Origin of the sequence: Streptomyces triculaminicus, assembly GCF_017349075.1 — a bacterium.
GTDB classification, from domain to species: Bacteria; Actinomycetota; Actinomycetes; order Streptomycetales; family Streptomycetaceae; genus Streptomyces; species Streptomyces triculaminicus.
The window spans coordinates 1,983,555-1,996,334 of record NZ_JAFMOF010000001.1 but is presented as its reverse complement, the minus strand read 5'-3'; the positions used below and the strand labels follow the sequence as shown (position 1 = coordinate 1,996,334).

Below are 12,780 nucleotides of genomic sequence, written 5' to 3'. Positions count from 1 at the left end.
CAGGGTACGCGCCGCCCGGCCAACTCGGCCGGCCGCTCGTGCGACCGCCCGCACCACCGCCCCCCGCGCACACGTTCGGTGACGCTTTCGGGCCCGTAAAAGCGGTTCAGGGCGGGGTCGGGTGCGGCCCTTGTGGCTTATTCTGAGTACTTCCGAAATTACGTCAACTCATGTAATCCGCAAGTGAGTTCGACGGATCGGGGGATTGCTCATGAGCAAGTCCGTCCACGAGTCCCCTACAGAGGCCACACGGTTACTCTGCGCGGGGACCTACCTCGACATCGAGTTCCGCCGCCGGGTCATCGAAGAGCTGGTGGAACATGAAGAACGACCGGTCGCGCCCTCGCTGGGCGTGGACGTGGTGCCGGTGCTCACCCACGCACTGCGCGCCCGCGGTCAGGACACGGTGACCGCACTGCTTCTGCTCGCCCTCTGGACGGGGTTCATCGCCGTCGACGTGGCGTCCACCCCGGAGGGGGTGGAGCTGCCGGTGCCGTTGTGGTCGACGGCGTACGCCGTGGTCTGCATGGCGCACTGGGCCGCGCACACCGCCGCCGGGCGCGGGTCGGCGCCGTACGTCGTCGACAGGCGGACCCTGCGCCAGGCGCTGAAGGGGAACGCCGCGCTGCGCGCGCTGCTGCCGGTGGGGATTCCGGTGCTGACGCTGGCGTACTGGGCCTTCGCCTTCTGGGCGCTGTACCAGGGGGCCGAGAACTGGGCCGGCATCATCTTCCCGCTGCTGCTGGTGCTGCCCGTGTGGATGCACCGCCAGCGGGTGGCGGCCGTGATGCGCGACGAGCTGAACCGGGAGGCGTTCCTGGTGCGGCCGCGGGCGCTGCCCACGACCACGTATCACCACCGCATCGCGCGCTCCATCGACCGCGAGCAGTACGCGGGCCTGACGATCTACGACCCGTACCGGCCGTTCATCGGCATGGGCGTGCCCTACGAGCCGTGGTCGTTCGCCCTGGAGCTCAAGAAGCGGCGGGACGCCGCGCCCGACGGTCCGGCGCCGTTCACCGGCCGTACGGTCGTGGAGCTGATCCGGCCGCGGCTGGAGGCGCTGCGCGAGGCCACGGCGGCGACCAGCCGGGACCGGCTGAAGGACCTGGAGATCGAGGAGTTCGTCTATCTGCCCGTCGGCCCGCAGCGCACCGGCGTGGCCTACGACGACCAGATCGTCCGGCGTCACCTCGCCGAGTCCGTCAACGAGGGCGGCGAGGCGCGCCGCTACTTCCTGCGGGTGCGGGTCGGCGCGTGGGACGAGCAGGTCGTGGTGTCCGTGCTGGTCAGGGTGCACACCCAGGGCGGGATGCTGGTCCTGGAGGTCGCCCCGCACGTGCTGCCGCCGGTGCGGCCGGAGTTCCGGGCGGTCGACGTGATCGCCTCGCGGGGCGAGGACGACCTCGTGCGCGACGGCGTGCGGGCGCTGCTGACGGCGCCGGCCGCCGGGTTCGCGGCCGCGGTGTCCACGGTGCGTTCGGCCGTCTCCGGCTTCCGCACCTGGCTCGCCGACCCGCGGCGGGCGGTGCCGGACGGCCCGGCCGGCTCGGTGCGGGAGATGGGCGCGGTGCCGCAGGTCTCGCTGTTCCAGGAGATGGACATCAGCCGCTATGTGAAGACGGTCCAGGACCGGATCGCCAGCGGTGTGCGGGACGCGCTGCGCGCGCAGGGCTATGAGACGGACCAGTTCGAGCAGCAGATCGTGCAGATCAACGAGGGCGGCGTCTTCATCGGCTCGATGAGCGGCGGCGCGGTCGCCAGCGGTGCGGGCGCGGAGGCGAAGAACGTCACGGGGAGCGGGAAACGATGACGAACGGACAGCGTGATCAAGGCGGCGGTGGCATCTCCATCGGCCGCATGACCGGGGGCGCGGCGGCCAGCGGGCCGGGCGCGAAGGCGGAGGACCGCTCCGAGCGGACCGACCGGCCCGCCGGCGGAGGCGGCGTGCCCGCCCCCGTGCCGGCGCCCTCCGACGGCGGCATCGCCATCGGCGAGATGGCCGGCGGCGCGGCCGCGGCGGGCCGGGAGGCGCGGGCGGTGGACGCCTCGCGCAGGCTGCTGACGGTGTCGCCCGAGCTGCTCGCGGCGGTACGGGACCTGCGGCTGGACCTGCCCCGCTTCGCGCGGACCGAGCCGCTGGCCGAGCTCGAGGAGGAGCTCGAGGGGCTCGAGGAGGACGCCCGGCAGGACGGCCGGACCCGTGGCGGCCGGCTGACGCGCCTGCGCGAGCTGCTGACCGGCGGCGCGACGGCCGTCGGGGCGCTGGCGTCGGCGGCCGCCGTCGTCCAGGCGATCAGCCAGTTACTGGCGTAGGGCGGCGAGGCACATGAGCTACTGGGACGCCGACCTGCAGCAATGGGTGGACGAGCCGCCTCCGGGAACGCCGTCCGGCGACGACGAGCCCGAGGTACTCCTCGCACCCGTCCCCGACCCGCTGCCCACCGGCCCCTCGCACGCGTCGATCCTCGCCGGGGTGCTCGCCGGCGTGGTGCTGGCCGGCGCCATCGGGACCGGCATCTGGGCCCTCGTCCACGACGGCGATCACGACGGCGGCGGCAGCACCTTCGACTACGGGACGCCGAGCGCGTCCGCCTCCGCGACCCCCGGCCCGAGCTACGGGTCCAGCTACGGGTCGACGTACGGGTCCACGTACGGGTCGACATATGGCTCTACCTACGGGTCCACGTACGGCACCACATCCGGCACCTCGGGCGGCAACACCTACACCCCGAACTCCGTGCCCAGCCCCTTCACCGGCGGGACGAGCCTGCCGAGCCGCTTCACGCGGACCGTCGACCCGGCCGGTTTCCGGCTGGACGTGCCGACGGGGTGGACGCGCAGCACGGACCGGTCCAGCGTGTTCTACAAGGCGGCGGACGGCCGCCGGCTGATCCAGGTCTTCACCCTGGAGGGCCCGGAGGGCACGCCGTACGACTCCCTGCTGGCGACCGAGAAGTACGTCAGCCAGTACAGCGGCTACCAGAAGATCCGCCTGACCAGGCTGAGCGGGGACGCCGGGGAGTACGAGTACAGCTACACCCTCACCGATCACACCACCCGCCATGTGGTGATCCACGCCTCCACCGCGCCCGACCGGCGCAAGTACGCGCTGCTGGCCGCCGGGCCCTCGTACGACCGGCTCGGCACGCTGGAGACGTTCCGGGCGGTGCTGGGTTCGTTCTGCCCGCTCGGGTACTGCACCGGCTGAACAGGGGGCCGCGGGGCAGAGGACCCCGAGGCCACTGTGAGTGACTCACGTCACTCTTTGTGAAAAAGGAGGCATAGGTTTCTCCCCTCTGGTTAGGGGCGTCCCGTTGTCGGTCCCGGGCCCGCCCGTGGCGGCCCGGTCCGGCGACGTGACCGTTCACCACCGGAAGGCAAGGAAAGAAGTCATGTCGTCACTCGAGACCATCCACGTCGACGGGGTGTGGCGCGCCGCCGCGTCCGGGGCGCAGCGGGAGGTCCTCGACCCCGCGGACGCCACGGTCCTCGCGACCGTCTCCGAGGGCGGCGTGGCGGACACCGACGCCGCCGTGGCCGCCGCCCGCCGCGCGTTCGACAACGGGGCGGGCCCCTGGCCGCGTACTCCGGTCGCCGAGCGGGCCGCGCTGCTGCGCCGGGTGGCCGGGCTCCTCGAGCGGGACCGCGAGGAGATCGCGCTGATCGAGAGCCGGGACACCGGCAAGACCCTGGAAGAGGGCCGGGTCGACGTCGACTGCGTGCGCGACGCGTTCCGCTACTTCGCCGACCTGGTGGTGGCCGAGGGCCCCGGGCGCGTCGTGGACGCGGGCTCGGACACCGTCCACAGCGTGGTCGTGCACGAGCCGGTGGGCGTCTGCGCGCTGATCACTCCCTGGAACTATCCGCTGCTGCAGGCCAGCTGGAAGATCGCCCCGGCGCTGGCGGCCGGCAACACCTTCGTCGTCAAGCCCAGCGAGGTCACCCCGCTGTCCACCGTGCACCTGGTGCGGCTGCTGGCCGAGGCCGGGCTGCCGGACGGCGTCGCCAACCTCGTCACGGGCGGCGGCGACCCCGTCGGCGCCCGGCTCGCCGAGCATCCGCACGTCGACCTCGTCTCCTTCACGGGCGGGCTCGCCAGCGGCACCAAGGTGATGACGGCGGCCGCGCCGACCGTCAAGAAGGTCGCCCTGGAGCTCGGCGGCAAGAACCCCAACGTCGTCTTCGCCGACGCGTGCGAGAGCGACGAGGACTTCGACACCGCCGTCGACCAGGCCCTCAACGCCGCCTTCATCCACAGCGGCCAGGTCTGCTCGGCCGGCTCCCGCCTGATCATCGAGGAGTCGGTGCGCGACCGCTTCGTCTCCGAGCTGGCCCGCCGGGCCGAGCGGATCAGGCTGGGACGGGGCACCGAGAAGGGCGTCGAGTGCGGCCCGCTGGTCTCCGCGCAGCAGCTCGCCAAGACCGAGGCGTACGTGACCCACGCGCTCGCCGAGGGCGCGGCGCTGCGCTGCGGCGGCAGGCGTCCGGAGCCCAGCGACGTCCGCCCGGAAACCGGCTACTTCTACGCTCCGACCGTCCTGGACCTGTGCCACGGCGAGATGAAGGTCGTGCGCGAGGAGACCTTCGGCCCCATCCTCACCGTGGAGACCTTCCACACCGAGGACGAGGCCGTGGCGCTGGCCAACGACACCGAGTACGGGCTCGCGGGCGCGGTCTGGACGAAGGACGCGGGCCGGGCGCGCCGCGTCGCCGGCCGGCTGCGTCACGGCACGGTGTGGATCAACGACTTCCACCCCTATCTGCCCCAGGCGGAGTGGGGCGGCTTCGGCAAGTCGGGCATCGGGCGCGAGCTCGGCCCGTCCGGACTGGCCGAGTACCGCGAGGCCAAGCACGTCTACCAGAACCTCGAGCCGAAGCCGGTGCGCTGGTTCGCGGGCTGACACCCGCAGCACCCCTGCTCGTACGCACAGACGTACAGAAACGTTTCGTACGCGCAGCAGCCCGCCCCCGTGGGCGTCGCGGAACCACAGCGATGCGGAGCCGCGGCAGCGCGAACGTTTCCTGCCGCAGAAGGAGTTCACCCCCACCATGCCCGTCTACGACTACGTCGTCATCGGCGGCGGCACCGCCGGTTCCGTCATCGCCTCCCGCCTCACCGAGGACCCCGGCATCAGAGTCGCCGTCATCGAGGGCGGCCCCTCCGACGTCGACCGCGAGGACGTCCTGACCCTGCGCCGCTGGCTCGGCCTGCTCGGCGGCGACCTCGACTACGACTACCCGACCACCGAGCAGCCGCGCGGCAACTCCCACATCCGGCACAGCCGCGCCCGTGTCCTGGGCGGCTGCTCCTCGCACAACACGCTCATCTCGTTCAAGCCGCTGCCCGGCGACTGGGACGAGTGGGAGCAGGCGGGCGCCGAGGGCTGGGGCGCGGAGTCGATGGACCCGTACTTCTCCCGGCTGCGCAACAACATCGTTCCTGTGGACGAGAAGGACCGCAACGCCATCGCCCGCGACTTCGTCGAGTCGGCGCGCGAGGCGGCCGGCGTGCCGCGCGTGGAGGGCTTCAACGCCAAGCCCTTCCACGAGGGCGTGGGCTTCTTCGACCTCGCCTACCACCCCGAGAACAACAAGCGCTCCTCCGCCTCCGTCGCCTACCTCCACCCCTTCCTCGACCGCCCCAACCTCCACCTGATGCTGGAGACCTGGGCGCACCGGCTGGAGCTGGACGGCACCCGGGCGAAGGGCGTGCACGTCCGCACCAAGGAGGGCGAGGAGGTCTACGTGGAGGCCGCGCGCGAGGTCCTGGTGTGCGCGGGCGCCGTGGACACCCCGCGGCTGCTGATGCACTCCGGCATCGGCCCCAGGGCCGACCTGGAGGCGCTGGGCATCCCCGTCGTCCACGACCTGCCGGGCGTCGGCGAGAACCTCCTCGACCACCCCGAGTCGGTCATCGTCTGGGAGACGGACGGGCCGATCCCGGAGAACTCCGCGATGGACTCGGACGCGGGCCTGTTCGTACGCCGCGACCCGGCCGCGAACGGACCCGATCTGATGTTCCACTTCTACCAGATCCCCTTCACCGACAACCCCGAGCGGCTCGGCTACGAGAAGCCCGAGCACGGCGTGTCGATGACCCCCAACATCCCCAAGCCGCGCAGCCGCGGCCGGCTCTACCTCACCAGCGCCGACCCGGCCGTCAAGCCCGCCCTCGACTTCCGCTACTTCACGGACGAGGAGGACTACGACGCCCGCACGCTCGTGGACGGCATCCGCCTCGCCCGCGAGATCGCCAGGACCCAGCCGCTGGCCGGCTGGCTCAAGCGCGAGGTCTGCCCGGGCCCGGAGGTCACCTCGGACGAGGACCTCAGCGAGTACGCCCGCAAGGTCGCGCACACCGTCTACCACCCGGCCGGAACCTGCCGCATGGGCGCCACGGGCGACGAACTCGCCGTAGTGGACCCGCAGTTGCGCATTCGCGGCCTTGACGGTATCCGTATCGCCGACGCGTCGGTCTTCCCGACGATGACGGCCGTGAACCCGATGATCGGTGTGCTGATGGTGGGGGAGAAGTGCGCCGAACTGCTGGCAGAGGCCGCTACCCAAGGGGGTGAGGCATAAAGATGCCTACCGTCGATACGAACGCCGAGAGCCTGAACGCCCACGTGGCGAGTGACCGGAACGAACCGGAGACGGCGGCTCCCGTCTTCTCCGTCCGCAACCTGTGGAAGGTCTTCGGCCCCAAGGCCGAGCGCGTGCCCGGCAGCGACCTGGCGGACCTCTCGCCGGAGGAGCTGCGCGAGAAGACCGGCTGCACGGTCGCCGTCCGCGACGTCTCCTTCGACGTCCGCCCCGGTGAGTGCTTCGTGGTCATGGGCCTGTCGGGCTCCGGCAAGTCCACCCTCGTACGCTGCCTGACCCGGCTCATCGAGCCGACGTCCGGCACCATCGCCATCGACGGCGAGGACGTGCGCGGCATGGACAAGGGCGCCCTGCGCGACCTGCGGCGGCACCGCGCCGCCATGGTCTTCCAGCACTTCGGCCTGCTGCCGCACCGCACGGTCCTCGACAACGTCGCCTACGGCCTGGAGATCCAGGGCGTCGGCAAGGCCGAGCGCCGCGCCAAGGCCGCCGAGATGGTGGAGAAGGTCGGCCTCGCGGGCCTGGAGGCCCGCCGCCCCGGCCAGCTCTCCGGCGGCCAGCAGCAGCGCGTGGGCCTGGCCAGAGCGCTGGCGGCCGACCCCGAAGTACTGCTGTTCGACGAGCCGTTCAGCGCCCTCGACCCGCTGATCCGCCGCGACATGCAGGAAGAGGTCGTACGCCTCAACCGCGACGAGGGCCGCACGATGGTCTTCATCACCCACGACCTCAGCGAGGCGCTGCGCGTCGGCGACCGCATCGCGCTGATGCGCGGCGGCCGCGTCGTGCAGTGCGGCACCCCCGAGGAGATCGTCGGCTCCCCGGCCGACGACTACGTCCGTGACTTCGTCCGGGACGTGCCGCGCGAGCAGGTCCTCACCGTCCGTCGCGCCATGCGCCCCGTCCGCAGCGCCGGCGAGGCCGAGGCCGGAGCCGCGCTGAACCCCGCCACCACCGTCGCCGACGCCATCGAGGCCGTCGCCCGCACGGGCGCCCCGGCGCGCGTGGTGGACGCCGGGCGGTGCCTGGGCATCGTGGACTTCAAGTCACTGCTGAGCATCGTCGCGGGGCTGGACCGGATACCGGGCCGGGTGCACTCCCTGAAGAAGGCGGCCGCATGAGTTCCGCCACCACCACCGTCCCGCCCCGGGCCGTGGCTCCGCCGGGCCGGCTGCGCGCCGCCCTGCGCCGCCCGGCCGCCCGCAAGCTGCTGCTGCTCGGTGCCGTCACCGCCGTCCTGGCGCCGTTCGCCGCGGCCCGCTGGGGCAGCGGCGCCTGGCCCGACGCGCTGACCGTCGACCTGGCCGGCCCCCTGGGCCGCGCCAACGACTGGATCATCGACAACCGCGACGGCCACTGGCTCTTCCTCTACTTCTTCGGCCACATCAGCAACGCCATCATCACGGCGGTGCGCGGCGTGTACCTCGTGCTGCTCGCCCTCGGCTGGGCCGGGGTCACGGCGGGAGCGTCGCTGCTCGCCTGGCGCCTGGCGGGCGTACGGGCGGCCGTGACCGCCCTCGCCTCGTTCGCCGTGTGCGGGCTGCTGGGCATGTGGGTGCCGACGATGCGCACCCTCGCGCTGATGATCGTCGCCGTCGCGGCGTCGGTCGCCGTCGGCGCGCTCCTGGGCCTCGCGGCCGGGCTCTCGGACCGTACGTTCCGGGCGCTGCGGCCTGTACTGGACACCATGCAGGCGCTGCCCGCCTTCGCCTACCTGCTGCCCGTGGTCCTCGTCTTCGGCATCGGCGTGGCGCCGGCCGTCCTGGCCACGGTCGTCTACGCGGCCCCGCCGATGGCGCGGCTCACCGCGATGGGCCTGCGCGGTACGGACCAGGGCGTGCTGGAGGCCGTCGACTCCCTCGGCGCCACCGGCCGCCAGCGCCTCCTGACCGCCCGCCTGCCCCTGGCCCGCCGAGAACTGCTGCTGGGCGTCAACCAGAGCATCATGATGGCCCTCTCCATGGCCGTCATAGCCTCCGTCATCGGCGCCGACGGCCTCGGCGACCGCGTCTACCAGGCCCTGTCGACCGTAGACGTCGGCAGCGCCCTGGCAGCGGGAATCCCGATCGTGCTGCTGGCGATCGTGCTGGACCGCACGACTGCGGGCCACCGCTCTGTGGGCAATCGTTCCGCAGGGCGGAACGGGTGGGCACAGAGCCACCCACGGACCCGCACCCGAACGCTCACCACGTGGGCGGTAACCGCCGCGGCGGTCGTAGCCCTCGGCCGCCTCGTCGGCGCCAACTCCTGGCCGGACGGCTGGACCGTGGCGATCGCAGGCCCCGTCAACGAGGCCAAGGACTGGATGGTCGACCACCTCTACAGCGGCATCCCCGGCATCGGGGGAACGGCCGACTGGGCCGCCCACTACACCGGCTGGGTCCTCGACCCGCTGCGCGACGGCCTGCAGGGCCTCCCCTGGTGGGGCGCGCTGATGATCGTGGCCGCCCTGGCCTGGCTGATCGGCACCTGGCGCACGACGGTCACGGCGGTCCTCTCACTCGCCGCGATCGGCGTGCTGGGCCGCTGGAACCTGGCCATGGACACCCTCTCCCAGGTGCTGGCGGCGGTCGTCGTCACGCTCGTCCTGGGCTTCGCGGTCGCGGTCGTCGCGGCCCGCAGCCCGCGCGTGGACCGGCTGCTGCGCCCGGTTCTGGACGTCTTCCAGACCATGCCGCAGTTCGTCTACCTGATCCCGGTCGTCGCGCTGTTCGGCATCGGCCGGGCGCCGGCCGCCGCGGCCGCGATCGTCTACGCGCTGCCGGCCGTGGTCCGCATCGTCAGCCAGGGTCTGCGCCAGGCCGATCCGGCGGCGCTCGAGTCGGCCCGCTCGCTGGGCGCGACGGGCGGGCAGCAGCTGCGTCAGGTGCAGTTCCCGCTCGCTCGGGCGGAGCTGCTGCTGGCGGTCAACCAGGCCGTGGTGCTGGTGCTGTCGGTCGTCATCATCGGCGGCCTGGTCGGCGGCGGCGCGCTCGGCTACGAGGTCGTGTTCGGCCTGGCCCAGGGCGACCTGGCGACCGGCCTGATGGCCGGTACGGCGATCGCCTGCCTGGGCCTGATGCTCGACCGGGTCACCCAGCCGACCAAGCCGAAGGAGGGCTGAGACGGACATGAGAAAAGCACTGATCACCGCCGCGGCCATCGGCCTGACGACCGTCACGGCCGTCACGGCCACGGGTTGCGGCGCGGCGGACATGACCAAGCAGTCCTCGCCCTACGCGAACGCGGCGGGCACGAAGACGGTCACCCTCTCCGTCCAGTCATGGGTCGGCGCCCGCGCCAACGCGGCGGTCGCGACGTACCTGCTGGAGCACGAGCTGGGCTACCGCGTGGACACCGTCCAGGTCGACGAGGTCCCCGCCTGGGACGCCCTCAGCCAGGGCCGTGTCGACGCCATCATGGAGGACTGGGGCCACCCGGAGCAGGAGAAGCGTTACGTCACGCAGAAGAAGACCGTGACGGACGGCGGCGAGCTGGGCGTCACCGGCCACATCGGCTGGTGGGTGCCCAAGTACTTCGCCGACGCCCACCCGGACGTCCTGGACTGGAAGAACCTGAACAAGTACGCCGGGCGGATGCGCGGCCCGGAGAGCGGCGGCAAGGGCCAGCTCCTGGACGGCTCCCCGTCCTACGTCACCAACGACAAGGCGCTGGTGAAGAACCTGAAGCTCGACTACCAGGTCGTCTTCGCCGGTTCCGAGGCCGCCCAGATCACCCAGATCCAGCAGTACGCGAAGGACAAGAAGCCCTTCCTGACCTACTGGTACGAGCCGCAGTGGCTCTTCAACGAGGTGCCGATGGTCGAGGTGAAGCTCCCGAAGTACACCGACGCCTGCGCCGAGAAGGGCACCGCCGACCCGTCCACGATCGACTGCGCCTACCCGACGACGCCCCTGAAGAAGTTCCTGAACACCGAGTTCACGAAGAAGGGCGGCAAGGCCGCCCGCTTCCTGAAGAACTTCAACTGGACCAAGGCGGACCAGAACGAGGTGGCGCAGATGATCGCCGAGGACAAGCTGCCGGCCGACAAGGCGGCCGAGCGGTGGGTGCACAAGCACCCGGAGGTGTGGAAGGCCTGGCTGCGCTAGGGGCCGGCGCCAGGCGAGGGTGGTGCGTCGGAGGTTCCCCTGTGACCTCCGGCGCACCCCCCTCCCCATGACCGTGGGGGTCAGCCCTTGAGGGAACCCGGCTTGTAGTGGCCCGGGACGCCGCGGGTCGTCACGGCGATGCGGTTCCAGGCGTTGATCACGATGATCGCGGAGATGAGCTGCGCGAGCTCCGTCTCCTCGAAGTGGGCGGCGGCCCGCTCGTAGACCTCGTCCGGTACGAAGCCGTCCGTCAGGACGGTGACGGCCTCGGTCAGCTCGATCGCCGCGATCTCCTTCGCGGTGTAGAAGTGCTTGGACTCCTCCCACGCGCTCAGCTGGATGATGCGCTCGACGCTCTCGCCCGCGGCCAGGGCGTCCTTGGTGTGCATGTCCAGGCAGAAGGCGCAGTGGTTGATCTGCGAGGCGCGGATCTTCACCAGCTCCAGCAGCACCGGGTCCAGGCCCTGGTTCGCCGCCTGGTCCAGCTTGACCATCGCCTTGTAGAAGTCGGGGACCAGCTTCGGCAGCACCAGGCGGGGGGTGTGCTCGGGAACGTACTCGCCGGTGGTGTTCGTGTTCTCGTTCGTCGTCATGGGTACGACACTACGGTTCGGGTAGCCCACGGATATGGTCCATTTCCATGGCGGAAAATTGGGCCACTTACGGCACTGACCTGCACCTCGACCTCACCGGTCCCGGCGGCGTACGCGCCTGCCTGACCCGCGCCCTGCGCGAGTCCGTACGGACGGGCCGGCTGGCCCCGGGCACCCGGCTGCCCTCCTCGCGCACCCTCGCCGCCGACCTCGGCATCGCCCGCAACACCGTGGCCGAGGCCTACGGCGACCTCGTCGCGGAGGGCTGGCTCACCGCCCGCCAGGGCTCCGGCACCCGCGTGGCGACACGCGCCGCCGCGTCCCGCGCGAAGCCCCCCACGCGCGGCCCGCGGCCCGCCCGTACGTCCCGGCCGACCTACGACCTGATGCCCGGCACCGCCGACGTCTCCGCGTTCCCGCGCGCCGCCTGGCTCTCGGCCGCCCGCCGCGCACTGACCGCCGCCCCCAACTCCGCCCTCGGCTACCCCGACCCGGCCGGCACGCCCGAGCTACGGGCCGTACTCGCCGGCTACCTGGCCCGCGCCCGGGGCGTACGCGCCACCCCGGAACGGATCGTGGTCTGCTCGGGCTTCATGCAGGGCCTGTCCGTCCTGAGCCGGGTGCTGAAGGCCCGGGGCGTACGCGAGATGGGCGTCGAGTCCTACGGGCTGTGGTTCCACCGCAACGCCGTCGACCGCGCCGGGCTGCGCTCCACGCCGCTGCCCCTCGACGAACACGGCACCTGCGTCGAGGAACTGGCGGCCCACCGCTCCGCACGCGCGGTGCTGCTCACCCCCGCCCACCAGTTCCCCCTCGGCATGGCCCTGCACCCGGACCGGCGCGCGGCCGTCGTCGACTGGGCGGCGCGCACCGGCGGGCTGATCCTCGAGGACGACTACGACGGCGAGTTCCGCTACGACCGGCAGCAGGTCGGCGCGCTGCAGGGACTGGACCCCGAGCGCGTCGTCTACTTCGGCACCGCGAGCAAGAGCCTGGCCCCCGCGCTGCGGCTGGCGTGGATGGTGCTGCCCGAGCACCTCGTCGACGAGGTGCTGGCCGTCAAGGGCCAGGGGGAGTACGGCACGGGCGCCCTCGACCAGCTCACCCTCGCGGAGTTCATCGACTCCGGCGCGTACGACCGTCACCTGCGCGCCATGCGACTGCGCTACCGCCGCCGCCGCGACCAGCTCGTCTCCGTCCTCGCCGAGCGCGCCCCGCACGTCCGCGTCACCGGCATCGCGGCGGGCCTGCACGCCGTGCTGGAGCTCCCGCCGGGCACCGAACGCGACACCCTCAAGGCGGCCGCCTGGCAGGGCCTGGCCCTGTCGGGCCTGAGCCGCTTCCGCCACCCCGAGGCCCCCGGCCCCCAGGCCCCGGACGGCCTGATCGCCGGCTACGGCACCCCGCCGGACCACGCCTTCGCGGGCGTACTGGACACGCTGGTGAGATCCCTCCCCCCGGTGGGGTGAGGGGGCCAAGGGGAGCTGTCCCCCGCT

General features: G+C 72.3%; 10 protein-coding genes. 9 read left to right on the top strand and 1 reads right to left on the bottom strand.

Annotated features, from left to right (window positions below):
* Positions 1–211: 211 nt before the first annotated feature.
* The 8 genes from J1792_RS09365 to J1792_RS09330 all read left to right on the top strand — a co-directional run bounded on the left by J1792_RS09365 (position 212) and on the right by J1792_RS09330 (position 10,691).
* Positions 212–1,813: an AbeC-like domain-containing protein gene (locus tag J1792_RS09365; RefSeq protein ID WP_086572880.1), complete on the top strand. Its 1,602-nt coding sequence runs from the start codon at positions 212–214 to the stop codon at positions 1,811–1,813.
* Positions 1,810–2,316, top strand: a complete 507-nt coding sequence (locus J1792_RS09360) for a hypothetical protein (RefSeq protein ID WP_086572878.1) — start codon at positions 1,810–1,812, stop codon at positions 2,314–2,316. The genes J1792_RS09365 and J1792_RS09360 overlap by 4 nt, the downstream gene beginning before the upstream one ends.
* A gap of 13 nt (positions 2,317–2,329) precedes the next feature.
* Entirely contained in the window at positions 2,330–3,211 is an 882-nt protein-coding gene (locus J1792_RS09355) for a serine/threonine kinase C-terminal domain-containing protein (protein WP_207246992.1), read from the top strand.
* A gap of 184 nt (positions 3,212–3,395) precedes the next feature.
* Complete coding sequence (locus J1792_RS09350; RefSeq protein ID WP_086572875.1) at positions 3,396–4,904, top strand: aldehyde dehydrogenase family protein; 1,509 nt, start codon at positions 3,396–3,398, stop codon at positions 4,902–4,904.
* A 148-nt stretch (positions 4,905–5,052) separates the two neighbouring features.
* Positions 5,053–6,585, top strand: coding sequence for a GMC family oxidoreductase (locus J1792_RS09345; RefSeq protein WP_207246991.1), 1,533 nt, complete (start codon positions 5,053–5,055; stop codon positions 6,583–6,585).
* A gap of 2 nt (positions 6,586–6,587) precedes the next feature.
* Positions 6,588–7,724: a quaternary amine ABC transporter ATP-binding protein gene (locus J1792_RS09340; RefSeq protein WP_086572872.1), complete on the top strand. Its 1,137-nt coding sequence runs from the start codon at positions 6,588–6,590 to the stop codon at positions 7,722–7,724.
* Positions 7,721–9,706: an ABC transporter permease gene (locus tag J1792_RS09335; RefSeq protein WP_086572871.1), complete on the top strand. Its 1,986-nt coding sequence runs from the start codon at positions 7,721–7,723 to the stop codon at positions 9,704–9,706. The genes J1792_RS09340 and J1792_RS09335 overlap by 4 nt, the downstream gene beginning before the upstream one ends.
* 7 nt (positions 9,707–9,713) lie before the next feature.
* Positions 9,714–10,691, top strand: coding sequence for an ABC transporter substrate-binding protein (locus tag J1792_RS09330; RefSeq protein WP_086572869.1), 978 nt, complete (start codon positions 9,714–9,716; stop codon positions 10,689–10,691).
* Positions 10,692–10,771: 80 nt separating this feature from the next.
* Here J1792_RS09330 and J1792_RS09325 read toward each other — a convergent pair whose 3' ends face one another.
* Positions 10,772–11,284 carry a carboxymuconolactone decarboxylase family protein gene (locus tag J1792_RS09325; RefSeq protein WP_086572867.1) on the bottom strand — a complete coding sequence of 171 codons (513 nt, stop codon included), beginning with the start codon at positions 11,282–11,284 and terminating at the stop codon, positions 10,772–10,774.
* A 47-nt stretch (positions 11,285–11,331) separates the two neighbouring features.
* Between J1792_RS09325 and pdxR the strand changes: the two genes are divergently transcribed.
* Entirely contained in the window at positions 11,332–12,753 is a 1,422-nt protein-coding gene (gene pdxR, locus J1792_RS09320) for a MocR-like pyridoxine biosynthesis transcription factor PdxR (protein WP_207246990.1), read from the top strand.
* The last annotated feature ends 27 nt before the right edge of the window (positions 12,754–12,780 follow it).

Bases quoted from the DNA above. Each gene is read 5' to 3' on its own strand.
- J1792_RS09365 (WP_086572880.1), top strand. From the start codon at position 212: ATGAGCAAGTCCGTCCACGAGTCCCCTACAGAGGCCACACGGTTACTC.
- J1792_RS09330 (WP_086572869.1), top strand. From the start codon at position 9,714: ATGAGAAAAGCACTGATCACCGCCGCGGCCATCGGCCTGACGACCGTC.
- J1792_RS09335 (WP_086572871.1), top strand. From the start codon at position 7,721: ATGAGTTCCGCCACCACCACCGTCCCGCCCCGGGCCGTGGCTCCGCCG.
- J1792_RS09360 (WP_086572878.1), top strand. From the start codon at position 1,810: ATGACGAACGGACAGCGTGATCAAGGCGGCGGTGGCATCTCCATCGGC.
- J1792_RS09340 (WP_086572872.1), top strand. From the start codon at position 6,588: ATGCCTACCGTCGATACGAACGCCGAGAGCCTGAACGCCCACGTGGCG.
- pdxR (WP_207246990.1), top strand. From the start codon at position 11,332: ATGGCGGAAAATTGGGCCACTTACGGCACTGACCTGCACCTCGACCTC.
- J1792_RS09345 (WP_207246991.1), top strand. From the start codon at position 5,053: ATGCCCGTCTACGACTACGTCGTCATCGGCGGCGGCACCGCCGGTTCC.
- J1792_RS09350 (WP_086572875.1), top strand. From the start codon at position 3,396: ATGTCGTCACTCGAGACCATCCACGTCGACGGGGTGTGGCGCGCCGCC.
- J1792_RS09355 (WP_207246992.1), top strand. From the start codon at position 2,330: ATGAGCTACTGGGACGCCGACCTGCAGCAATGGGTGGACGAGCCGCCT.
- J1792_RS09325 (WP_086572867.1), bottom strand. From the start codon at position 11,284: ATGACGACGAACGAGAACACGAACACCACCGGCGAGTACGTTCCCGAG.